At 56.2% G+C, this 23,083-nt stretch carries 11 protein-coding genes, 1 tRNA gene and 1 pseudogene; 9 read left to right on the top strand and 4 right to left on the bottom strand.

Going from position 1 to position 23,083, the window contains the following annotated elements:
- Nucleotides 1-78: 78 nt before the first annotated feature.
- Together HMPREF3016_RS07855 and HMPREF3016_RS07860 are read right to left on the bottom strand one after the other, a co-directional pair.
- Nucleotides 79-1,422 carry a threonine/serine exporter family protein gene (locus tag HMPREF3016_RS07855; RefSeq protein ID WP_013397450.1) on the bottom strand — a complete coding sequence of 448 codons (1,344 nt, stop codon included), beginning with the start codon at nt 1,420-1,422 and terminating at the stop codon, nt 79-81.
- A 221-nt stretch (nt 1,423-1,643) separates the two neighbouring features.
- Nucleotides 1,644-2,336, bottom strand: coding sequence for a 3'-5' exonuclease family protein (locus HMPREF3016_RS07860; protein WP_070741534.1), 693 nt, complete (start codon nt 2,334-2,336; stop codon nt 1,644-1,646).
- Nucleotides 2,337-2,442: 106 nt separating this feature from the next.
- Here HMPREF3016_RS07860 and HMPREF3016_RS07865 point away from each other — a divergent pair, with 106 nt between their 5' ends.
- Both HMPREF3016_RS07865 and HMPREF3016_RS07870 read left to right on the top strand, forming a co-directional pair.
- Nucleotides 2,443-5,961, top strand: a complete 3,519-nt coding sequence (locus tag HMPREF3016_RS07865; RefSeq protein WP_070741537.1) for a UrvD/REP family ATP-dependent DNA helicase — start codon at nt 2,443-2,445, stop codon at nt 5,959-5,961.
- Between the two features lie 202 nt (nt 5,962-6,163).
- Nucleotides 6,164-10,498 carry an ATP-dependent DNA helicase gene (locus HMPREF3016_RS07870; RefSeq protein WP_246828518.1) on the top strand — a complete coding sequence of 1,445 codons (4,335 nt, stop codon included), beginning with the start codon at nt 6,164-6,166 and terminating at the stop codon, nt 10,496-10,498.
- Nucleotides 10,499-10,627: 129 nt separating this feature from the next.
- Here the strand turns inward: HMPREF3016_RS07870 and HMPREF3016_RS07875 are convergent, their stop codons facing one another.
- A complete protein-coding gene (locus HMPREF3016_RS07875) occupies nt 10,628-11,623 on the bottom strand; it encodes a macrolide 2'-phosphotransferase (protein WP_070741543.1) in 996 nt (331 codons plus the stop codon).
- A gap of 229 nt (nt 11,624-11,852) precedes the next feature.
- Between HMPREF3016_RS07875 and HMPREF3016_RS07880 the strand changes: the two genes are divergently transcribed.
- Complete coding sequence (locus HMPREF3016_RS07880) at nt 11,853-13,799, top strand: ATP-dependent helicase (protein WP_070741546.1); 1,947 nt, start codon at nt 11,853-11,855, stop codon at nt 13,797-13,799.
- Between the two features lie 71 nt (nt 13,800-13,870).
- Nucleotides 13,871-14,461 (top strand): M48 metallopeptidase family protein, encoded by a 591-nt coding sequence (locus HMPREF3016_RS07885; protein WP_070741549.1) that lies wholly within the window; start codon nt 13,871-13,873, stop codon nt 14,459-14,461.
- Nucleotides 14,462-14,616: 155 nt separating this feature from the next.
- Here the strand turns inward: HMPREF3016_RS07885 and HMPREF3016_RS07890 are convergent, their stop codons facing one another.
- Nucleotides 14,617-16,059, bottom strand: a complete 1,443-nt coding sequence (locus HMPREF3016_RS07890) for a zinc-dependent metalloprotease (protein WP_070741552.1) — start codon at nt 16,057-16,059, stop codon at nt 14,617-14,619.
- A 214-nt stretch (nt 16,060-16,273) separates the two neighbouring features.
- Between HMPREF3016_RS07890 and HMPREF3016_RS07895 the strand changes: the two genes are divergently transcribed.
- From HMPREF3016_RS07895 to HMPREF3016_RS07915, 5 genes and pseudogenes are all read left to right on the top strand, one after another.
- Entirely contained in the window at nt 16,274-17,467 is a 1,194-nt protein-coding gene (locus HMPREF3016_RS07895) for a YlbL family protein (protein ID WP_070741555.1), read from the top strand.
- 153 nt (nt 17,468-17,620) lie between these two features.
- On the top strand, nt 17,621-20,791 hold the full coding sequence (locus tag HMPREF3016_RS07900) for a UPF0182 family membrane protein (protein WP_070741558.1): 3,171 nt from the start codon (nt 17,621-17,623) through the stop codon (nt 20,789-20,791).
- 211 nt (nt 20,792-21,002) lie between these two features.
- A tRNA-Met gene (locus HMPREF3016_RS07905) sits at nt 21,003-21,076 on the top strand.
- A gap of 453 nt (nt 21,077-21,529) precedes the next feature.
- A complete protein-coding gene (locus tag HMPREF3016_RS07910; RefSeq protein ID WP_070741561.1) occupies nt 21,530-22,258 on the top strand; it encodes a DUF6318 family protein in 729 nt (242 codons plus the stop codon).
- A 176-nt stretch (nt 22,259-22,434) separates the two neighbouring features.
- Nucleotides 22,435-23,083 (top strand): annotated as a pseudogene (locus HMPREF3016_RS07915) (hypothetical protein); the annotation flags it as partial.

Genomic DNA, 23,083 nt, shown 5'->3' on the forward strand with positions numbered 1-23,083 from the left:
AGGGTTGCTGACTCGTCACGAAAGCTTACAGAACCGGCCACCTAAACGACGAGCCGTCACGCATTCATTGCAGAAGATCTACCGCATATGTGAGGCGCTATCGAGTTTTTTCATCACCTGAGTATCCTGATCGAAGAGCCAGTTCTTATCGAAAAGAAGGCGCACAAACGCCAGCCCCAGCCCCAGGGCCAAGAAGGTGAGGAGCGACTGCACGAAACCATTGGTAGCCGCGTACATATTCCCGCCCGAAAAATACGACATTGACAGATAAAACGGCACACCCGGAACCATCGTCACTACGGCAGGCACCGACAGGGAGATACGCGAATATTTACGCCCGTGCAGCGGCGCCACGATCTCCGCCATAATGCCGACCCCGAACACCGCGACCGTCGCCGCCATATGGGGAGCCCAGCCCGCCTCCACAAGCCAAATACGCGCCGGGTTAGCGATAGCGGCAATAACGCCGCCCCATACGCACGCCACGGGAGATGCGGCAAAGAGCATGGCAAACCCGGCGGCAGCAACTCCCGATGAGATAACCTGCAGTAGGATATATAACCCCACCGGAATATCCGGGCGAATATTTTGCAGAAGCGGAATCTCGAAGAGCGAGGCAAGAACCCACACCGCGAAAGACCCGCTCACCAAAAGCACCGCCACATAGGTCAGGCGTGAAACACCGGCCAGGAAATCCATACGGGAAATATCGAGCATGCCGGTCACCATAGGGAATCCTGGCACCAAGAACAGAATTGAGGAGATGAACCCCACCATATGGTCGCTTCCCACGAGGTTTAGAGCCACCAGAAGCCTAATAATTCCAATATAGGTTCCTGCCCCAAGAAATCCGCACGCCATCCAAATCGCCATATGGCTTGTACCGCGCTTCATCAGGGTAGAACGCAAAAATTGACCGGCGCCAGCGGCAATAAATACGACGAGGCATTCCACCAGACCGCCCCTGTTGAGGAAGGCGAACCCGGTGCAGGCTATGGCGGAGGCGAGGGAGAGCATCCAGCGTTTGTAGAGATGCGGCATGGAATCGATGCGGGTAATCTCGGCGTCAGCCTCAGATGGAGATATGCGATCGGGAAGCTCAGAAATGAACTTACCCAGCAGGTCAATTTTGTAGGAGTTAATGCCCATCGTGCGCTGCTCGGCAACTTCAGTACGGAAATTACCGTCTGCATATGATGAGGTGGCGATCTCTGTGAAGGTCACTTGCGCATGATGTTCCTGTAGCCCCACGGCCTTCGCTAAACGCGCCATTGATGCCTTGATACGGTAGGCACTTGCCCCCGATTTCATGAGGATTCTGCCGAGCTTGAGGACCACCTGCGATTGCGACACGATATATTTGTGCTGTTCGCGGGAGGAACCGAGGTAGATACTGTACGTGTTGGTGTCTTGATATTCCATGACAATTCTGAATGCTGATGTGATACATAACCGGTGCGCTGCACTGCACCTTGGGGCGAGAAGCCCTACCTCTTTAGCATAGGGGTTAGCGGCGCGCAGGTATAGTGCCGGACGCTTTGCAAACCGGCGAGATAACCTTCGCGATACTTAGTGAATAGGGGAGTTAAGCAGCCCCAACAGACTCTGTTCAACGTGACGAAATCAACGAGGCTGATAGAGAATTAGTGGCGTATTGGCCACCGACCGTCGATAACCTCGTTCTCTTTACCCGGCTTAGTGCGCAGCCAGTCCTGGAAATCGCGTGCCTGATCAAGCGACCACTGAACCTGATGCGTGTGGAGGGCAGCGGCATCCGTGGCAATCTCGGGGAAACGCTCAGCGAGCTTAACGAGTAGTCGCTCGGCGGCGAGCGCATCCGCCTTAGATGTGTGGGCGTTCTCCAGAACCACACCGTGTTCGGTGGTGAGGGTTTCGAGCTTGCGGTTGCCGCGTTTGCGGGGAATAACGTGCTTATGAATCACGTACGGGTCAAGAATGTTCCCGGCGGGCAGCTCGCCGTGGGCGATGTTATAGCGGAGCATCTCATGGTGAAGCACCGAAAAATCGTAGGCGGCGTTAAACGCGATGACGGGTATGCCGTCTAGGAAGAGCGAACCGATCGCACCCGCGACCTCCCAGATCACCTGTTGGGCAGGTTGCCCGTGGGAGCGCGCATATTCGGTTGTGATACCGTGCACGGATGCGGCACCTTCGGGAATCTCAATGCCGGGGTTAGCCAGCCACTCGCCAGCTCGCTGCACGCTCCCATCCGGGTTCAGCAGAAGCAGCGAAGCGGTCACGATGCGGGCGGTGGTCACATCGACACCGGTGGTCTCTAAATCGAAGGTTGCGCGAGGGGCATCTATCCAGCTCATAGCTCAAGCCTAGCGGAGTTCGCGTGTAAATGCCCGATGCTTCGTGACGTTCTCAGGCAGAGGACACATCTGCGTAGCGCTGAGAAACCCCGATAAACTTAAAGCCATGACGGCTACACTCATCCTGGGGGCGCCCGGTACGGGCAAGACTGAGCGCGTGATTACGGCGGCGGTAGATTTTCTGAACGCCGGGGGCGATCCCGCGCGGCTTTTGGTGCTGACCCCTACCCGCGCGGGTGCTACTCGTGTGCGCGATGAGCTGGCACGGCGTATCGACCGCAGCATGTCTACCGCGCCCACTCGCGCGTGGGCTGCGTATGCCTTCGATCTGCTGCGTCGCGCGCATGTGTCGGGACTTTTGCCCGGGGTGGAGTTCGCTCCGAAGCTGCTTTCCGGGCCCGAGCAGGATGTGATGATCGGCGAAATTCTGGCGGGGCACCGCGAAGGCAAAGGCGCGGCGGTGCGCTGGCCCGCCGATTTGCATGAGGCTCTGGGTACTCGCGGTTTCCGCCAGGAGATTCGTGACTTTTTTGACCGTATTGCCGAATATGCGCTGACCGCCGAAGAGCTTGAAAACCTGGCGCAAACCCTGGACCGCCCGACCTGGCATTCGGTGGCGCAGCTCTATACCGAGTATCAGCAGATTCGCCGTCTGCGTGCCCCAAACGCTTACGATCCCGCCGCGTTAATCCATGAAGCGTGCGCCTTCCTGTTGGCAAACCCCGAATATTTGCGGGAGGAACGCGCGCGCTTCGACCTGATCCTGATTGACGATGTGCAGGAACTTAGCCCCTCCGTGTATCGGCTGATGCGCATCCTAGTAGGGCGCGAGCCGGGGCAGGTTCTTGCCACATACACGGGAGATCAGCGTGAGGCAGTGGAGGCTGCATTTGCGCCGTCCGCACGGGTGTTAATTACCTGCTGCACCGAAACCGTGGTGCAGGGGTTCCGCGGTGCGCGCCCCGACCTAGCGGCGACTTTACCCCAGATTTTCCCGGAACTGCAGCGAGAAGAACTGAAGACTTCGTACTGCATGAATGCGCCCATCACCTTGGCTTGGCGGAATATCGCGCGTCGGCTCCCCGTTATTGCGAATGCACCTACGCCGCGCGAACCGCAGACCGCACCGAGTAAATATGAGGAATCTGCGCTCCTACGCCTCAGCGATGATGGTGACCTGCTTGACCCGCGGCACTCTGATGAACTTCCCGAGGGAGTTTTCGGGTACCTTCTGGGTTCTCCTCAGGACGAGGCGAATCAGGTAGCACAGCTCCTTCTTGAGGACTATCTGTACCGGGGCGCGGCGTATGCGCGTTCGGCGATTATCGTGCGAAGCGGCACCGAAGTTGCGCGGTTCCGGCGCGTCTTGGCGGCATCCGGCATCCCCACCGTGACGGGTGCAGCGTTGGTTCCGGTGCGTGATGAACCCGCTGTACGTCCTTTCCTGGATGCGCTTTCTCTGCTGGTTTATGCCCGTCAGCAAAGCGCCGACTATCTGAAACTGCCGGATCATAACGATTTCGACGGGAGCCTCACGGAGAATATAACCCCCGAAGCTGTCACGGAGGCGGGCACACGTTCTGCAGATGATGAGGCCGAAAAGCTCGCCCGGCAAAGCCTAGCCGATGTTCTCGCCGAAGAAAATCGCACAAACCCCGGCAGTGGTGCTCACAACGCGATCACTTTGCTGACTTCGCGGCTTGGGGGCGCATCCAGCATGGAAGTGCGCCGTCTACGTCAGCAGCTTCGCGCCGCAGAACTGCGAGCGGGCGGGCACCGCTGTAGTGACGACCTTCTGCTGGGCGCGCTCTTGAATCCGCAGGCACTTCCTGCGCAAGGCATCGGTGCGGCGGTACGCCGCGTGGCGCGTGTACTTGCCGCCGGGCATAAGGCCCTCACCAAACCCGGCGCCAACGCCGAAACCGTACTCTGGGCGCTATGGCAGGCAAGCGGACTCGAAAAAATTTGGGTAACCGAAAGTGCGCAGACCGGGCCGGAAGCTGAGCGGGCGCATCGAAATCTTGACGCCATGATAGGGCTTTTTGAGGCGGCTACTCGTTTCGTCGACCAGATGCCCGGTTCCTCCGCCGAGCTGTTCCTCGACTATATCGATGCCCAGGACCTTCCCATGGATACTCTCGCAGCGCGCGGCAAACGCTACGATGCGGTTGAAATCCTCACCCCGGCACTCGCGGCGGGCAGGCACTGGCAGACTGTCTACGTTTGCGGGCTGCAGGATGGAACCTGGCCGAATACGACGGTGCGCGGCTCGCTCCTCAAAGCTGGTGAGCTGACCGACATCTGCGATATGGGTGTTGCCGCAGCTCAGCAGGTGCGCATGAGCGACCGTGTGCGGGCAGTGCGGCACGACGAATTACGCATGTTCTCCACGGCAATATCGCGGGCGAACGAAAGGCTCGTTGTCACCGCCGTGAGCTCAACGGAAGACGCACCCAGCGAATTTTTCGATATTCTCGTGCCGGATGCGCGCACCGCCGCCATCACCCACGTGCGCCGCCCTATGACCCTGCGCGCCCTCGTCGCGGAGCTGAGGCGGTATGCGCAGGCTCAAGACACAGACCCCACCTTGGCAAATGCTGCGGCTGCACAGCTCAACAGGCTGGCGAAGGCCGGGGCACCGGGGGCAGCCCCGGAACAGTGGTGGGGACTTCTGCCTCTCTCCACCGAGCAGAATGCGTTTACATCGCATCCACGCCGCGACAGCTTGTCGAATGACTCTGGTGAGCCAGAAAAACTCACGGTTCCGGTATCGCCCTCGCGTATCGAGACGATTCATAAGTCGCCCCTGGACTGGTTCGTATCGGCGGCTCGTGCCGAAGCACAGACCGACACCTCGCGCTCGCTGGGAACGCTCATTCACGCGATCGCAGAAGAGTACCCGGATGCCGATTATATGACCCTGCGCGGTCAGCTTGAAGAACGCCTGAGTACGCTTGCGCTGCCCGATACTTGGGAGGGGCAGCAGATACGTGAACGTGCCGAGAAAATGGTGGATAAACTCGCGGTGTATATCAACGAGATTATGCCGGGTGATCACCGCGAACTCGTGGGCGTGGAGGGGTCCTTCCGGGTTTTGGTTCCCGGCGATACCGTGAACGCCCAGATCTCTGGGCGAGTCGATAGGCTGGAGAAAACCGAGGACGGCCGATACGTCATCGTCGATTTGAAGACGGGTAAAACCAAACCCAATAAAACCCAGATCGCCGAACACGCCCAGCTTGCTGCCTATCAGGTTGCGGTAGAGGCGGGCGCCGGGGATGCCATGAGCCGTGATTTCGGCGTCGAGCCTGACGGTCTTGATACTCCTGCCGGGCTTGAACGCCGCGAGGCGGCACCCCAGCGTTTCGAGGTTTTCACGCGCAAATCTGGGGGAGCCGCGCTCGTGCAGCTGGGCGACGGCACCGCAGCGTCTTCCCGGAATCGTCCCCAAGAGCAGGATGCGCTCGACCCGGAAACCGGTATCTGGGCGGTTCAGCTGGTTCAGCGTGCGGCGGAGCTGATCGCCGGTGCTGTTATGCAGACGCGGCATCGGCCCGGGGAAACCTGCCGCCTGCCCGAAATTTGCCCTCTATGCCCGCAGGGACGCCAGATTACTCAGGATTAGCTCGGCAACTGCACCTTTGCTTGCCGGTGTGTCGAGCAGACAACCCCGGCAGAAACGACAGATTCTCACAGGACACTAGTGGTTCCTGGAGGTGACGTGCGGCCTCTATTCTGAACTGCGTCGGTGGTAAACTGCATCCTGTGGCTGTATCACATCTGATACAGCTGACACTATCACCCCGTCAGGAATGGATACGTACCGTATGACTACCTCTGAACCGGCTCAGCCGCCCAAGCATGACGGCGACCGTGGCGCATCCGGAGTATCCGGGGGAACAGCACACCAACCTGCCCGACTTAGCGCCCGCGAGATTGCGCACGCGCTAGGGCTGAACCCGCCCACCGATGAACAGGTTCGCATCATTGAGTCGCCGCTTGAACCGCGTCTGGTGATCGCTGGCGCGGGCTCGGGAAAGACCGCGACGATGGTTGATCGTGTGGTGTGGCTTGTGGCCAATAAAATCGTGCGCGCCGATGAAGTTTTGGGCGTTACCTTTACCCGCAAGGCCGCAGGAGAGCTGCGCGATCGCATGCGTACCCGCCTAAATATTCTGCGCGAGCGTAACCTGATTGAGCTGAGCGAAGAAGAACTTCTTGCAGGCTCTTCCGAGCCCACCGTCTCTACGTACCACTCATACGCGAATAATCTTGTCAAAGAATACGGTCTGCGCCTGGGCGTTGAGCAGGATGCACAAATGCTTGGCGATGCTCAAGCCTGGCAGCTCGCCGCGCAGATCGTGCAGTACTGGGACGGCGACCTACCCGCCGCCAGCTCAGCCTCGGGAGTCGCCTCAAAAAGTACAATCGTGCAGAGCCTTTTGCAGCTGTCGGGGGAGTGCGCCGAACATCTGGTAAGCCCGCAGCAGGTTATCGAATTTTGTTCCGCACACCTGGCGGCGTACGAATCACTCAGTTCGCCCGGTCCCAGTGCCAACGCAAAAAAGGTCATAGAGAGGCTGAAAGCCAAAATTATATTGGCGAAGCTTGTGCAGCGGTATGCGCGAGTGAAAGCGCGTATGCAGGTGCTCGATTACGGCGACTTGATCGCATTGGCGGCGCGGATCGCCCGTGAGGTGTCAGCCGCCGCACAGCTGGAGCGGGAACGCTATAAGGTTGTGCTTCTTGACGAGTTTCAGGATACATCGCACGCCCAGCTGCGGCTCTTCGCTGATTTATATGGCGCTCGCGACGGGCATGATGGGCGTCCCGGCCAACCTGAGCATCCGGTAATGGCGGTGGGGGACCCGAAACAGTCTATTTACGGGTTCCGCGGTGCCTCCGACGGTCAGCTGTTTAGCTTTTATCAATACTTCCCAACACGCGATGAAACGCCTCTTTATTTGACAGTTGCGTGGCGTAATGACGTCGCTATTTTGGATGCCGCAAACCTGATCGCCGCTAAACTCAAGAACATTCCCGATTGGGTGCGTGCCCCTGCTCCGCCTCACGTGCCCGATCTGCGGCCTCGCTCGGTGATCCTCAACCCCGATGAACCCGGTTACCGCGCTATGCTCGGCTCAGTGCAGTTGGCACGCTACGGGTCTGAGACCGAGGAAGCACAGGGCATTGCCGAACGTATCGTGCAGGAACGCGCCCGCTACGCCGATACTCCGGAACAGATGCCCACGATGGCGGTGCTTACCCGTACCCGGGCGCAGATGGAACCCATTCGCCAGGCTTGCGAGAGCCTGGGTGTTCCCGTGCAGGTGGTTGGTTTGGGTGGGCTTCTGGAACGCCCCGAAATTATTGATATGGTCTCGATGCTGCGGGTTTTAGCAGACCCGAACCGTTCAGATGCCTTGATGCGTCTGCTCGCTGGCGCACGTTGGCGGTTGGGCACAGCGGATCTGCTTGCGCTGGGAGATTGGTCGAATTACCTGACGACCACGCGCGAGAAAAATATGGGACGAACCTTTGGCGAGCAGCCCTCTGAGGAGACGAGCGGAGATGTACCTTCGAGCCCTCAAACTGATACCGATGCCAATCTGCGTGCCGCCCACGAAGAATTTGAGCGAGTCCGTAAAAACGCTGTAGAAGACCTCGCCGAATACGGTTCGCTTATTGAAGCGATCGAGCATCTTCCCACAGCGGATGAGGCCGGTAACCCCATTTACCCTGCGGATTACCCCGAATCCCGGCGCCGTCTGAGCGTTGAAGGTTTGCGCCGTCTGCACGCTTTCACCGCCGAGGTTGAGTATCTGCGCCAGTTCACCACCGAGGATATCGGCACCCTGCTCTATGAGATTGAGCGTGTGATGCTCCTGGATATCGAGCTTGCCGCCCGCCCCGGCGGGGATGCCTACGGCTCTCGCGCACATCTGGATGCTTTTCATGAAGTCGCCGCAAGTTATGCCGCGAGTTCACCGCGCATCAACGCGATGCTCTATGCTGGCGCAGACGGAACCGAGGTTGATGAGGAAGCCCCCACCGCCCGGCGTTTCGTGCTCTCCGCCAACGGTATTAGCTATCTGCTGGGTTTTCTCTCCTGGCTGGAACAGGCCCAAAACCACGAACGCGGGCTGACCCCCGCCGAAGAGGAACCTCGGCGCGATGCGGTGCAAATCCTCACGATGCACGCCTCGAAAGGTCTGGAATGGGATCACGTATATCTGCCGCGCATGTGCGATAAATATCCCACTCGCCCACACACCTGGCACCGCCTGGAACATGGAAGCCTGCCCTGGCCTCTACGAGGTGACCGCGACTATCTGCCGTCCGCTTTGGAACGGGCTGAAGAGGTGAGCGCCCTAGAGAACTATAAAGAGCTCAATGCGCGTCTTGAAGACGGCGAAGATATGGCGAATGACTATGTGGGCTTTGAGGGACGGAGGCTGGTTTATGTGGCGATGACCCGCGCCCGCTCGCTGCTGCACATCAGTAATTGCCGATGGGTGGGCCCGAATGTAAACCCCTATCAGCCCGAGCCCTATTGGAACGAGCTGGTGCAATTCGCGCAGGGTGATGCTGAGGAACCTTACGAAGGTATTCAGGTGGCACCCTGGCTGTATCCGGGCTATCTGGGCACCGGTTTTTACACCTCTGGGTGGGCGATTGAGCATCGTGACGCCAGCATTGAGGTACTTTTTGGGCGCTGCTTGTGGCTTGAGAATTACAGTATCCCCCAGGGCATACGCCTGGAAAATGGTACGTCTGTACCGGTTATTCCCGCTCCTGATGACCCCGAAGATACGGCGGCTTCTCAGCGCTATACAAGCGCGGTCTATGAGCAGATTGCGCATGCGCTTGTGCACGATGGCGGAAACCCGATCACAAATGCCGAGGTACTGAATCTACCTGAAGTGCATCGGGTGAAGCAGGCGCTGATGGGCGGCGTGCAGGAGCCCGGCTTACTCGATCCGCAGGAGTCCAAAGAAGCATACGACGAAAATCTGGAAGGGCTCAAAAAGCGTTACGGGCTGGATGTGGTCGAGAATTTCCGCTACGCCCGCGAACCTTTAGCGCAGCTTGCGGAAGGGAAACGTGGCCCTGAGCAGCCGGGGGTTCGACCGAAGATTGTGCACCGTTTCTTGGAACCGACGGCGTGGGTTAAAGATAACCCGCAGCAGGGCTCCGTGCTGACCGCCGACTGGCCCTTTGACCCCTTTGACGGTGCTCAGGTGATCCGCTGGGCATCCGAGAAAGACCTCGCCGAACGCACCGAGAATCGTGACATTATTGCGGTACCCGGTCAGCGGCGTGCACGGGTGGAGCGTGCCGCTCTTAACGTGGCACGCGGATCGTTAAGCCTTGACGAGCTCGATAAACTTACCAGCCCCACCGAAGCGGAAGCTCAGCAGATTCAAGATTGGGAGCATGAGGTCGATCTGCTTCTTGCCTTGGCACAGCGCGCCGTTACCCCTGCGGTTCCTGCGAAACCCGAGCATATGTCGGCATCCACTCTCATTGCTTTGTCGGAGGATAAAGAGACGGTTCTGAGTCGCCTGGTGCGTCCGGTACCGATGCAGCCATCTGCGGCGGCGCGGCAGGGTACACTTTTCCACGCATGGGTTGAGGAGTACTTCGGGGACGAACCTATGCTCGATATACAGGACGAACTTTATAGCGATGATGATCTTGACGGCAGTTTCGACCTTGATAAACTGCGCGCGACATTCCTTGAGAGTGAATGGGCTTCCCGCACTATATGGCGTGCCGAATATCCGGTAGAAACTCACGTGGCGGGCGTGAACATCCGCGGGCGTATTGATGCGGTCTTCCGCCGCACCGAACAGGTCCCTAACGCCGACGGCACCCTCCAGGAGCAGGAACACTGGGATCTCGTGGACTGGAAAACTGGGCGTAAACCCTCCGCACATGCGATGCGGCATAAGCGCATCCAGTTGGCGCTGTACCGGCTTGCTTTCGCCAAAATACAGGGGATAGACCCTGAACGTGTGCACGCGGCGTTCTACTATGTTGGCTCTGACCAGACCGTGTGGGACACCGATATTGCCGGTGGTCTGCAGAACGAACAGCAGCTTGAACGCATTATCTCCCGTGCCGGATGGGGCGAAGAACTTCCGGGGCGGCCGCGGTAGCCTGGCCCATGCATCATGGTAGAGGTAGATAGAGAAACCGGAATATACCCTTTAGTCGCAACAGAATAAAGGCTGAGACGCTACCCAACAGGGTGGCCGTCTCAGCCTTTCAATCTATCGTTTTCTACTCTAGTCTTCGTCGTCAATAACCTGTGGAATATCTTCTTCCTCTTCTTGCCCGAGTAACCCACCGGTTGCGCGCAGACCATCCTGCACATCCAAAAGCATGGCGACGGCATGCTGCACAATATTGTCATCGCCGATCTCAGCACCGTGCGCCAACCACTGGGCAATCGCAAATTCCGCATAGAAGTGCGCCCGCTGAATCAAATGCTCATCCGGTGCGGGACGCATCTGCCGCTGGTAAGCATCCAATACACTGTCAGTAAAGCCCTGATCGGAACAAGAGAACAGCCACGCAAAATCTTGGGCAGGATCTCCCACCTGAACATCAGACCAACCGGTCACCTCAACAATCTTCGCGCCGTCAAGCACCAGGTTATCGGAGTTCATGTCACCATGAATCACGTGAGCCTGGAACTGCCATGTGGGACCGGGGGAGAGCACCGAACGCCAATGTGCTAACAGATCCGCAGGAATCTTGCCGGTTTGCGCCACACGCTCAAGCTCAACACTGCGGCGGCGGCGAATCTCCTCAGAATTATACGAGGGTAGGCCTGCCTCAAACACCAGATCGTGCGGCATCGTGTGCAGAGTCGCCAAAATTTTACCGAGAGAAACGGCCAGGTTCTCTTGACCTTCTGCCGTATGCCCGTTCTGCGCCGCAAGATCATCAACCTCATAAGAGGTACCGGGAATATGCGTGTAAATGAAAACGCTGCCGTCCTGATAAGGCACAGTACCCACCACAGTCGGCACCTGGAAAGGCAGGCGAGCACGCAGACCGGGGGTAAAAGACTGAAGAATAAGGTGCTCCGCCTCAAGCCGCATGCTGGCATCGGGGCGACGAGGAGCGCGTACACGCCAGCGACGATTGGTCGAATCCACAATAATAGCTGAGTCAAAATCGGCGGTGTCGTCAAGAACGGCGGATGCGCCCACAGGGTAAATTCCCGGCACACCCGCTGACACAATGGCGGCAAGCTGAAGAGGCGTTAAAGTCACCCTCTTAGGGTATCAAATGAGTCCTCATGAGGTTCGGCACGTTCGCCCCTCGCACACATTTTCGCGTGTAATCCCTTGAAAACTCGGGTCACGCAGCAATAAACACGGAATACTGGAACTCCTGTCTTGGGCGTGCTTATACTAACCGCCGCAGACAGACCCCACCTAAGGTAAAGGTACAATAGTAACCAGCGTGTGAACATCCGCAGAGCACCAGGAGAGGGGCGTTATGCCAGCACAGGGCGCCGGAGCATCCAAACAGCAAGCTCTCTTCGGCATACCCGCCCAAAAATCATCCCCGACTCGCTCCCAAACTCCACAGGCACCGGCACGACCCGTACCCCCACCAGCAGCCCCCCAACAAAATCACGCTACGCCCCAGCTTTCCCCCGAAGACATCCTCGCGGGTCTCGACGAAGACCAACGCCGGGTCGCCTCCGAACTCAACGGCGCGATGCGCGTACTCGCAGGCGCCGGAACCGGCAAAACCCGCGCTATCACCCACCGCATCGCCTACGGAATCGCCTGCGGAAAATACGTTCCCCAACGCGTTATGGCTCTCACCTTCACCACCCGAGCGGCAGAAGAAATGCGCCTTCGACTGCGATCCCTCGGTGCCGTAGGAGTCCAAACCCGAACCTTTCACTCCGCAGCGCTGCGCCAACTCAGGTATTTTTGGCCCAGCGCTATCGGCGGTTCATTCCCCGATATCGTCAAACATAAAGCCGGTTTAATCACCGAAGCTGCCCAGCGCCTGCGCATGAGCGTCGACCGGGCACTTGTACGCGACATTGCGGCAGAAATCGAGTGGGCAAAAGTCAGCCTGTTCACCCCCGACACCCTCACGCCGCACCTTCACCAGCGCAACCTGCCCTCCGGAATAACCCCGCAGAACATGGTGCGGCTCTTCCGCGCCTACGAAGATCTCAAAGACGAAAGGAACCTCATCGACTTTGAGGATGTTCTGCTCCTGACCGTCGGCATCATCGAAGATGACGATGCACTCGCTGCCACCATCCGTGAACAGTACCGCCATTTCGTGGTAGACGAATATCAGGATGTCTCGCCCCTCCAACAGCGCCTTCTCGACGCCTGGCTGGGGGAGCGCGACGATTTATGCGTCGTGGGCGATGCCTCGCAGACCATATACTCGTTTACCGGTGCAACCAGTCGGCACCTCCTGGAATTTCCGCGACGGTACCGGGGCGCACACACGGTACGGCTCACCCGAGACTACCGCTCGCACAGCCAAGTGGTCGAACTGGCAAACCGACTCCTAGCGGCACGGCGACCGCGCCCGGACTCCACCGAATTCTCCTGGGCACCCCCGCTCAAACTCGTTTCCCAGCGCGGACCGGGAGTTGAAAGCCAATGGTTCGGATATACGGATGACGAACGTGAAGCCGAAGGCATTGCCGAACAAATCCAGGATCTCCTCGAAAAAGATGGCGTTCCGGCATCAGAAATCGCGGTGCTTTTCCGCACTAACGGGCAGTCCGGGCTTCTGGAGGCGGCGCTCGCCGATCGCGGTATTCCGTATCAGTTACGCGGAGCTGAGCAATTCTTCGATCGTCCCGAGATCAAGCAAGCGATGCTTGCCCTGCGAGCGTCGGCAAAATCAACCGACGGTTCCGAGAACGTGCCCCGTTATGTGCGTGAAGTGCTGGAACCTTTGGGATACACCGAAAAAGCGCCCCAGTCCGCTGGCGCTGTACGCCAAAAATGGGAGTCTCTTGCCGCAATTGTCTCGATGGTTGATCATCTGGAAACTACACGCATCGAAGACATCGCTCAAGCGGAGGCCGCAGGGGCTCCGGTTCCGCATCGGCTTACCGTACACGATGTCGTTGCAACGCTTGCGCACCGTCTTGCCACCCAGGATGCTCCCGTCATGGAAGGCGTCACGTTAGCCTCTTTGCACTCTGCGAAGGGCTTGGAATGGGATGCGGTCTTCCTCTGCGGTTTAAACGAGGGACTTATGCCCATTACCTTCGCTCAAACCTCCGACGAAATCGATGAAGAACGCCGCCTGCTTTATGTGGGGATTACACGTGCCCGCAAATACCTGTGGTTCACATGGTCGGATTCACGGACCGCCGGTGGGCGGGGAAAACGCCGTCGTTCCCGTTTTCTGGATGATATTGACCCGTCCCGTCAATCCGCCCGACATGGCTAAATACTTCTGTGCACTCGCGAGAGAATTACGATCATAAGACACCGTACCTAACGCTTACGATAGGGCAACATATGATGGCACGACAGAAAGTCCGACAGCACCACGAAGTTATTCCGGCGACTGCATCCACCCCGGAAATCCTGGTGGTGCGTTCGTCTCGCCGCCGCAGAACCGTCAGTGCCCAGCCGCAGGAAGATGGAAGTATTCGCCTGTTGGTTCCCGGGGCGAGTACGGATGCGCAAATTCGCGAATATCTGGAAAGCCTGATTCCCCGCGTGCAACGGAAACAGCGGGAGACTTCTCGGCGGCGCCGCATTTTTGCGTCTGATGATTACTTAACGGAGCGTGCTCATGCTCTGGCTGCAAGGCATCTGTCCGAGCTCGTGCCCGAGAAATTTCCCAATTCTATCCGTTGGGTCTCGAATCAGCGTAAACGGTGGGGATCCGCCACACCGACTCAGGGCACCATCCGTATTTCCGATGATCTTCAAGGAGCCCCCGAATACGTGGTGGACTCCGTGATCTACCACGAACTTTGTCACTTCGTGGAACTTCACCATAACGGCCGTTTTCGCACTCTAGAAGCCCGGTTCCCTGACCTTGATAAGGCACGGGCATTCCTGGCGGGTATGGAATTTATACGCGCGCAAGCCACCAACTAAGAACCGCGATGATCCACAACAAATGTGGGTCCCGAAGGCAGAAAACCTTCGGAACCCACAGAGCATTTCATCGGCTGGTATCACGCATGAGATGCGGTGCGGCGCATCCCTCAATCGCCCACAGTGTCTAATGTGCGATTACGAAGCGTGGCGTGTTATGTATTAGGTTCGTCGCCAGTGGAAGATTCACCGCCGTCGGACTCGCCTTCATCAAAACCACCGTCCAGAAGTTTCTGCAGCTCGGTGTCAAAGTCAATATCCTCAACCTTGAACTCATCCTGGCGTGCTTCATAGGCATCGGGGTCTTCAAGCTCAGCGGCGGTCGGCAGAGTCTCCGGCGCTGCCCACAGTTCATCACGGGCCTCATATCCGTGCTTCTCTTCATAGGTACGCCAGAAATTCTGTGCCTCACGCACCAGGCGAGGGCGAATCTCCAAGCCGACCAGAGTCTCGAACACGCGCTCGGTCGGGCCGCCTTCGATACGACGCCGCACCAGTGTTTCCGCCAGCTGCGGGGCTGTGGGCAGGTTTTGGGTTGCCTGCTCAGCTACCAGCGATACCCAGCCCTCTACTAGGGCAAGAAGAGCTTCTAAGCGCTCAACTGCAAGTTCTTGGTCTTCGGTGCGCTGCGGGTTGAACAAGCCGCCGTCAAAGGCATCCTGTACGGCCTCGGGGTTGCTCAAATCTACCTGGGATGCGGCATCCTGAATACGATTCATATCCACACGGATACCACGAGCATAACGGCTTACCAGCTCCAAAATATCTTCACGCAGCCACGGGTTTGTGCGGTGCAGACGAATCAGCGCTGCCTCACGCACCGCCAGGTACAGCAGAATTTCCTGTGCAGGCACCTCAATATCTTCAGCAAGCTGAGTGTAACCGGCGGGCAAGAGCGCACTGCGCCCTGGCGCGAGGGGGAATCCAATATCGGTAGAAGAATATACCTCACCGGCAAGCTCGGTCAGCGCCTGCGCCATCTGAGCCCCAAAAATCATGGAACCAATATTGTTCAAGAATCCGGTGCCGCCCAAAAGCTGGGCCAGCTCTTCGGGAACATCTTCGGTGGAGGGGAGCACCATCGCCTGAGTTACCTCAGCCGCTACGGGCTGTACCATATCACGCCAAGATTCGAAGGAAGAATCGAGCCATTCAGCCTTGGACCAGGCCTCAACAGGAATATTGTGACGCTCAAAAATGGTGACGCTGTCTAACCACAGATCGGCGAGGTTAGAGGCATCGCGCGTGGCCGCCCTCAAAGACTCGGTGATGGCAGGATCCTCCCCGGTGGTCGCTAAGAGCTGACGAGCCTGGTCTTTCACACCCTGCCAGTTAATCCCGTTTTCACTAGCCCCAGCAGTAAACATTGACTGCACCTGCGCAAAAATACCCTGGAGCATAGAGGGGTCAAAAGGCATACCCATAGCGTTCATATCTTCAGGGTTTATATTTCCGTTCAGAAAAGCAAACGGGTTATCCGCTGTGCCGTTGCCGTTCTGCTCGGCGTTAGGATCAAAACCCTGTTCCTGCATCTTTTTCAGGAACTCCTCAAGGGGATCGCGGTCATTTGAATTATCGTTGGTGGGGTTCTCAGCCATGTCACATACCTTTCAGTATTGAGGGCGGGCACAGTCTGCCCCTACCCGTCTAGTAAAGGGTACCTGGTAAACCTGTGAGTTTGCCGTGATTTCGCGGTATTCGCTCTAGGCACAGCCCATCTTATGACCTTGGCGGCGTACAATGCTGACGCCGCGGTGTACCCCGGCTCATCATGTGGTGTTCCCAACAAAAATATCGGGTACTCTAAGAAGCATGGCTAAGCGTGCATTTTTCTTGAGAAAATCCCATCAGCAGAGCGATGAATCTCTTCCACTATTAGAACGACGTCCCCTGAATCTGCGCTTTCTAACTGCTTCCGCAACCTGTTTGCTGATGCTCGGTGCTTTTGTGCTGCCCAGCTCATATAGCAAAGAAGGGCCCGGACCTCTCTTCGATATTCTCGGGCAGTACCAGGATCAAGATATTATCCAGATCAACGGCACGCAAACCTATCCCACCACCGGGAAATTGAATATGACCACGGTATCTGTCTCCGGCGGACCCTACACCGTTCTCCCCGGAGCGGATGCGTTCTACAGTTGGCTGGCTGCGGACGGCAACCGTTACCTTGTGGTTCCCTCCGAAATTACTTATCCGCACGTTACCCACCAGCAAGCTAACCAGGTCAGCAGCGCACAAATGGCGGATTCTCAAACCCAGGCGAAAGTTGCTGCGGCGCGTTACCTTAAACTGCCGGTGACCGAGAAGATCGGCGTTCTCCAAACCGCCTCCGGCTCACCCGCTGAGGGGCAGGTGCAGGGTGGGGACCGCATCCTCAAAGTGGGGGATAAACAGATCAATACTCTCAAAGATGTCACCGAAACTGTGCAAGCTTCAGAAGGACGTCCCGTCACCTTCGAAATCAGCCGGAATGGCGAGAACAAGAACGTTACTCTCACGCCGCGGCGTGACGATAAATCGGGGCGCTGGCTTGTCGGAATTGTGCTCAAACAGGACTTTGATCTTCCCTTTGAGGCAACCTACAACCTTGACGGTGTTGGCGGCCCCAGCGCGGGTCTCATGCTCACCCTCGGTACCATCGATAAGCTCACCGAGCAAAGCCTGCTTGCCCCCGAAGGCGCAGGAAACGAAGATTCAGCCCGAAGCTATATCGCCGGAACCGGCACCATAGATGCCAGCGGTAAAGTCGGTGCCATCGGCGGCATTAAATATAAGATTATCGCCTCCGGACACCACGGTGCCCACTACTTTTTGGCACCGCGCGAAAACTGTGGCGATCTTCAAGAAATCCGCAGAGCCGACCCCGATGTTTTCAAATACTATCGTGGGGAAACACCGGCAGGTGATATGCAGGTAATCCCGGTCGATAACGTTGATGAGGCCGTGGATGCCCTCACCAAGATCAAGAACGGAGCCGCCCCCGAGCAGTTCCCCACCTGCGGGTAAAAGGTTTTCGGCAATCTAGACGTGCACGTCGGGTGATGGGCAAACATACGGTATTTCTCCGCGTGTTTGCCCACGCTCCTGTCTGTGTCAGAGTGCCACATTTGAGATAATGTTTATTAACTATGTTCCAGCCACCAACGAAGTGAGGAATCCGTGACGGCATCTGATAACGAACATCAACCTCCTCAGCCTCCCCGTCGCGCGGGAGCAGACCAGAAAAAGAAAAAGCGGCGCTATCCGGGTCCTTTGGGTATTACCATCGCGGTGGTTATAGTCTTGATTATGGCGTTTGTGTATGCCACACAGGTGTATACGGATTGGCTATGGTTCAATCAGCTTGGTTTTGGCAGCGTCTTCACCACCGAAATCTTGCTTCAGAGCTCTATCTTTGTGGTAACCGCACTCGTCGTAGCGGTACCGTTCTGGGCTTCGATGTCTTATGCCATCAAACATGCTGACCACGATGATTCTCAGGCGAAGAAAGACGCCAAAAACGCGGATAAATCTGAGGAACAGGCTCGTCACGAGACCTCTAAAGCTGGTCCGCATGAGCGCCATACGACCACCGAGCATGAGCATACGGATGCTGAAGACCTTCTGCGTGACATGTTTGGCGGGCGTGATTTCACCGATAGTATGGCGCGGTACCGCCGGGGTATGGAACGCATCCGCAAGATTCTCTTGGTGATTCTACCAGTTGCTTTAGGGTTCTTTATTGGGAGTGCCGGAATTAGCCAGTGGCAAACCGTGGCGCTTTTCTTGAACCGCCAGGACTTCGGCGTTCAAGACCCCGAATTTGGGTTGGATGTTGGATTCTTCGTTTTCACTCTTCCGTTCCTGAACCTAGTGGTTAATCTTTTGACCGCTGTTATCGTGCTCTGCGCTATTGGCGGGGCTATTATGCACTACTTCTACGGTGGTATTAAGGTTCGCCCGGGCGGTGTAGGAACTTCCGCCGCGTTCCGCCGTCATGCTGCGGTTTTGGCATGCGCCTTCCTTCTGGTGCGCGGTGCTGCATTCTGGCTGGAGCGGTACACCGCAGTTCAGCAGCAGTCGGGGCGCTGGGCCGGTGCTATGTACACCGATACGAACGCTATTATTCCTGTACGCTCTATTTTGGCGATTTCCGCAGTTCTGGTGGCTGTGTTGTTCTTAGCTACAGCTTCCGCGCATCGTTGGCGTTTGCCTCTAGTGGGAACCGCGATGCTGGTGGTTGTAGCTCTCGTCGCTGGCGGGCTGTACCCCTGGATCGTACAGCGTTTTCAGGTTGTGCCGAATGAACAGGCTGCACAGTCGCAGTTTATCCAACGCAATATTGACGCCACACGGTATGCTTATGGCCTTGATAAAGTAGAGACTACTCCTTATGACGCCACGATCGATACTCGTCAAGGCGCTTTGGGGAACTCTAGTGAGACTATTGCGAACATCCGTCTTTTGGACCCGAACGTGGTAAGCTCAGCATTCGCGCAGATGCAGCAGTTCCGTCCATACTATCGGTTCGACTCGAATCTCTCGGTGGACCGCTATTCCGTAGACAATAAGACTCAGGACACGGTGATTGCCGCCCGTGAGCTGAATCCTTCCCAGACTTCGGATGATTCCTGGTATAACCGCCACGTGGTGTACACCCACGGGTACGGCGTGATTGCGGCTTACGGTAACCAGGTTGATGGTGCGGGTAACCCCAAGTTTATGCAGTCCGGTATCAAGGCGAATGGCGTTATTTCTGAAAACTATGAGCCTCGTATTTACTTCGGTATGAGCTCTCCGCAGTATTCCATTGTGGGTGGCAGCGGCGATCAGCTGGAACTCGACCGTCCGCAGTCCGCCGATGAAACGAATTCTTCGGATGCAAAATACACGTTCAACGGCAACGGTGGTCCCCGGTTGGATTCCACACTGAACCGTCTCTCTTACGCGATCAAGTTCCAGTCATCCGATATTTTGCTTTCGGATGCGGTTCGTGATGGTTCGCAGATCCTGTACGAACGTAACCCGGTAGATCGCGTTCAGAAGGCTGCGCCGTATTTGAAGGTGGATTCCAAAGCATACCCCGCTATTATCAATAACCGGGTGCAGTGGATTGTGGATGCTTATACGACCACGAACCAGTTCCCGTATGCGCAGGGTGTAAGCCAGGAGAATAATCAGAATCCGCGCACGAACTCGATGAACTACATTCGCAACTCGGTGAAAGCCACCGTGGATGCCTATGATGGTTCGGTCACCCTTTATGCATGGGATGAAAATGATCCTATTTTGAAGGCATGGCAGGGCGTATTCCCCGGAACCGTGAAGAGCTATAAAGAGATGAGCGCCGAGCTTCTTAACCATGTGCGCTACCCCTCGGATATGTTTACTATTCAGCGCTCGATGCTGAATAAGTATCATGTGACGAACTCGAACAGCCTCTACGCGGGCGATGACGTATGGTCGATTCCAAACGATCCTACGAATGATAGCGGTCGCCAGATTCCACCTTATTACCTCTCGCTTCAGATGCCTGGGGATAGGAAGGCTCATTTCTCGCTGACGTCGACCTTTATTCCTCAGCAGAGTGATTCAAACTCGCGTAACGTGATGTACGGATTCCTCGCTGCAAATGGTGACGCCGGTACCGGCAAGGACGGCGAACGCAGCGCGGATTACGGTAAGCTGCGACTGCTCGAACTGCCGCGTTCATCGGTGGTTCCGGGACCTGGCCAGGCACAGAATATCTTCAACTCTGATGCTGAGGTCTCGAACCAGCTGAACCTCCTGCGGCGCGGGTCCTCCGAGGTCATTAACGGCAATATGCTTACTCTGCCGGTGGCGGGCGGCATCCTGTATGTTCAGCCGGTCTACGTGCAGTCTAGCGGCGACGCACGGTATCCGCGTTTGCAGCGAGTGTTGGTTAGCTTCGGTGACAAGGTTGGGTTTGCTCCCACGCTGGAAGAAGCACTCAACCAGGTCTTCAACGGTTCTTCCGGTGCCAAGATAGATGCTCAGTCGGGACCGTCAGGAGCCGGCACTGAAGGCAATGGGGAGAAGACATCTGGATCATCGTCCAGCTCTTCTGGAGCCTCTGGCTCGAACCAGTCCGCTAGCCTGAAACAGCACTTGGCGGATGCATCTAAGGCTATGCAGGATTCGGATGCCGCTCTCAAGAAGGGCGATTGGGCAGCATATGGTGAGGCCCAGAAGCGTCTGAACGATTCTCTGCAGAAGGCTATTGAAGCCGAAAATAAACAACAGCAGGACCAGAAACAGGGCGGCGATCAGCAGCCGAGCGGTTCATCCTCAGCATCGCAGAGTCCTTCTGGGGAATCTACCTCTAAATAAGATGTAGCATTGCGGTCTGACGGTCATAGCGGGGCGTCATCACATCCGGGTGGCGCCCCGCTTCGTCATCCCAAATTATTGATTCGGGCCGTCTATGAGAGCAGTAAGGGGTGTTCAGACATCCAGTTTTGGGATTTTCTGTGGTGTTTATCTCAGCAGATAGCTTCAAGTTGAGATGTTGCAGAGCGGTATGTATAGTTGTATGAGTCGCCGCGGGGTGGAGCAGTTCGGTAGCTCGCCGGGCTCATAACCCGGAGGTCGCAAGTTCAAATCTTGCCCCCGCAACGGAATACTCCCGAAGTCATAACTATGACTTCGGGAGTTTTTATTTTTGTATTGCTGATTTAATGTGCTGTGCCTAGTTATAGCTGTAACTACCAGAAGAAACGTGCAAACTAAACAGAATAGGATAATCCTATATCTGGGTTTGTCTAAAACGTAGGCGGATGCTGTTTAAAGGTAAAGCTGATACTCTGCTTTCTTTAATCGCATAAGGTAAACATGCCGAGGTTATTTATTAATAAATGGTTATATATGTCGCGGGTGAATCGCTAAATATTTTGAATCATCGTAGAGTAGCTACTAAGCGATAAATTCCCGCCACTTTCACTCAGGGCTTACTCTGAGGTTCCGCCGTTGGAAACCTGAAATACATAAGCCAGTAGGAGTGTGTACGGGCGAATCGTGTTTCCGTATTTTATTCACCCAGCCACAATTTTTTTGAGGATGTGTTCACCGATGAATACTCGTATCCCTGGTTTGTCTCGTCGTGCCCTTATGAGCGCTTTGGGCGTTTCTGGGTTTGCTGTGCTGTTGTCTGCCTGTGGGGAGGACTCGAAGCCTGCTGGAGCGGCTACTGAGAGCCCTAGTTCTTCATCTTCTGCGACTGCCGTTGCCTCTGCTTCATCCAGTAATGGCCCATCACCGTCGTCGAGTGTGCCGCCGCATTATTCAGGGAAATCGAAAGCTCCGGAGGGGGAGTATCGTCCTGCGGATTTTTATGGTCCTGCGCAGAATGTTCCGAAGCCCAAGGCGGAGGAGGGGTATACGAATGCTTCCTTGGAGGGGATGCGTAAGACGGTGCAGGCGTGGACGGAATGGCGTAACTATGGCATGCAAACTGGAGATTATAGCGAGGCCAGAAAATTCATTAGCAAAGACTTTAAAGACGAACGGGATACTTACGATCTCAATACTGGACTGTATAAAGAGGGCGGGTGGATGATCGGCGGAGATTTAAGAAAATATGAGTTTCACGGTGAACCCATCAACCAGGGTAACGGTAAGTATGAGTGGAAGTTCTTTGTCGCTTGGCCGTATTACGTCTATGTTGACTCGGATGGGAAAACATATAAGAAAATTCGCAATGAAGATTATGAGAATAACTGGTTCATGATGACTCTTCATCATGACGGCAACCGATGGCTCATTGATAATGTTCATTCCCTGGCTATAGAAAAGAAGTAATTCCCTTGAACTCTCTAAAAACCAAAGTATTTTCTGGGTTTCTCTCGGCAACACTTGTGAGTGCATCCCTGTCCCATGTTCCTGCGGCTTTTTCTATAACTTGTAATAATGACACTCGCTCTTTTCAATGTCTAGATCAGACTGGAGGTGACCTTTGGGAACAGGGAAGCTCCCATGTGCCCAAACATGCTAATAATGACGAGCGTGAAACAAGTTCAAGTCAGGCTGGTAACGTTGAGGATATTGAGGCTTATAGGAGGTGGTATGGGGAGCATCATCATGGTGAGTTTGGGTTTACCCAGGATAAGAATGGTACTGATAAGTCGTTCGGGTTTGATGTCGCTAACGACGGCTCGTACTGCCTTAGTCGTGATGGTCAGGCTGGCACGTTTGAGAAAGCCCCAAAGACCGGGCGTGCTATCCCGGATATGATCAATGAGCTCTATGGAAACAAATGCACCCTCAACGATCCGGAAGCAGCACAGCAAGCCCAAAGCGAGTACGAACGGATCATTACCGAAATGCGCACTCATTTGCTGGAGTTGATCCCGGCGCATCCGCACCTGACCCTGGATAGTGCGCATCCACCACACACGAGTAAGGGTGAGGAAACGAATTTCTACACCACTTTAGAGGGCAGTTCTAATATTTTTGAAGGGGATTTGCCGATTGGGCATACCAGGATTCGGGCGGTACCGGTGGCGTATCGGTATGAGTATGGAGACGGATACGACCTAAAAACACATAGTGCTGGTAGCCCGGTGTCTTCACAGCATTCCGGACAATCCTTACATGAGACGTCGACGAGTTATGCGTATCCGCAGG

This window comes from Rothia sp. HMSC065D02 (assembly GCF_001815285.1).
In the GTDB taxonomy this organism is placed as follows: Bacteria; Actinomycetota; Actinomycetes; order Actinomycetales; family Micrococcaceae; genus Rothia; species Rothia dentocariosa.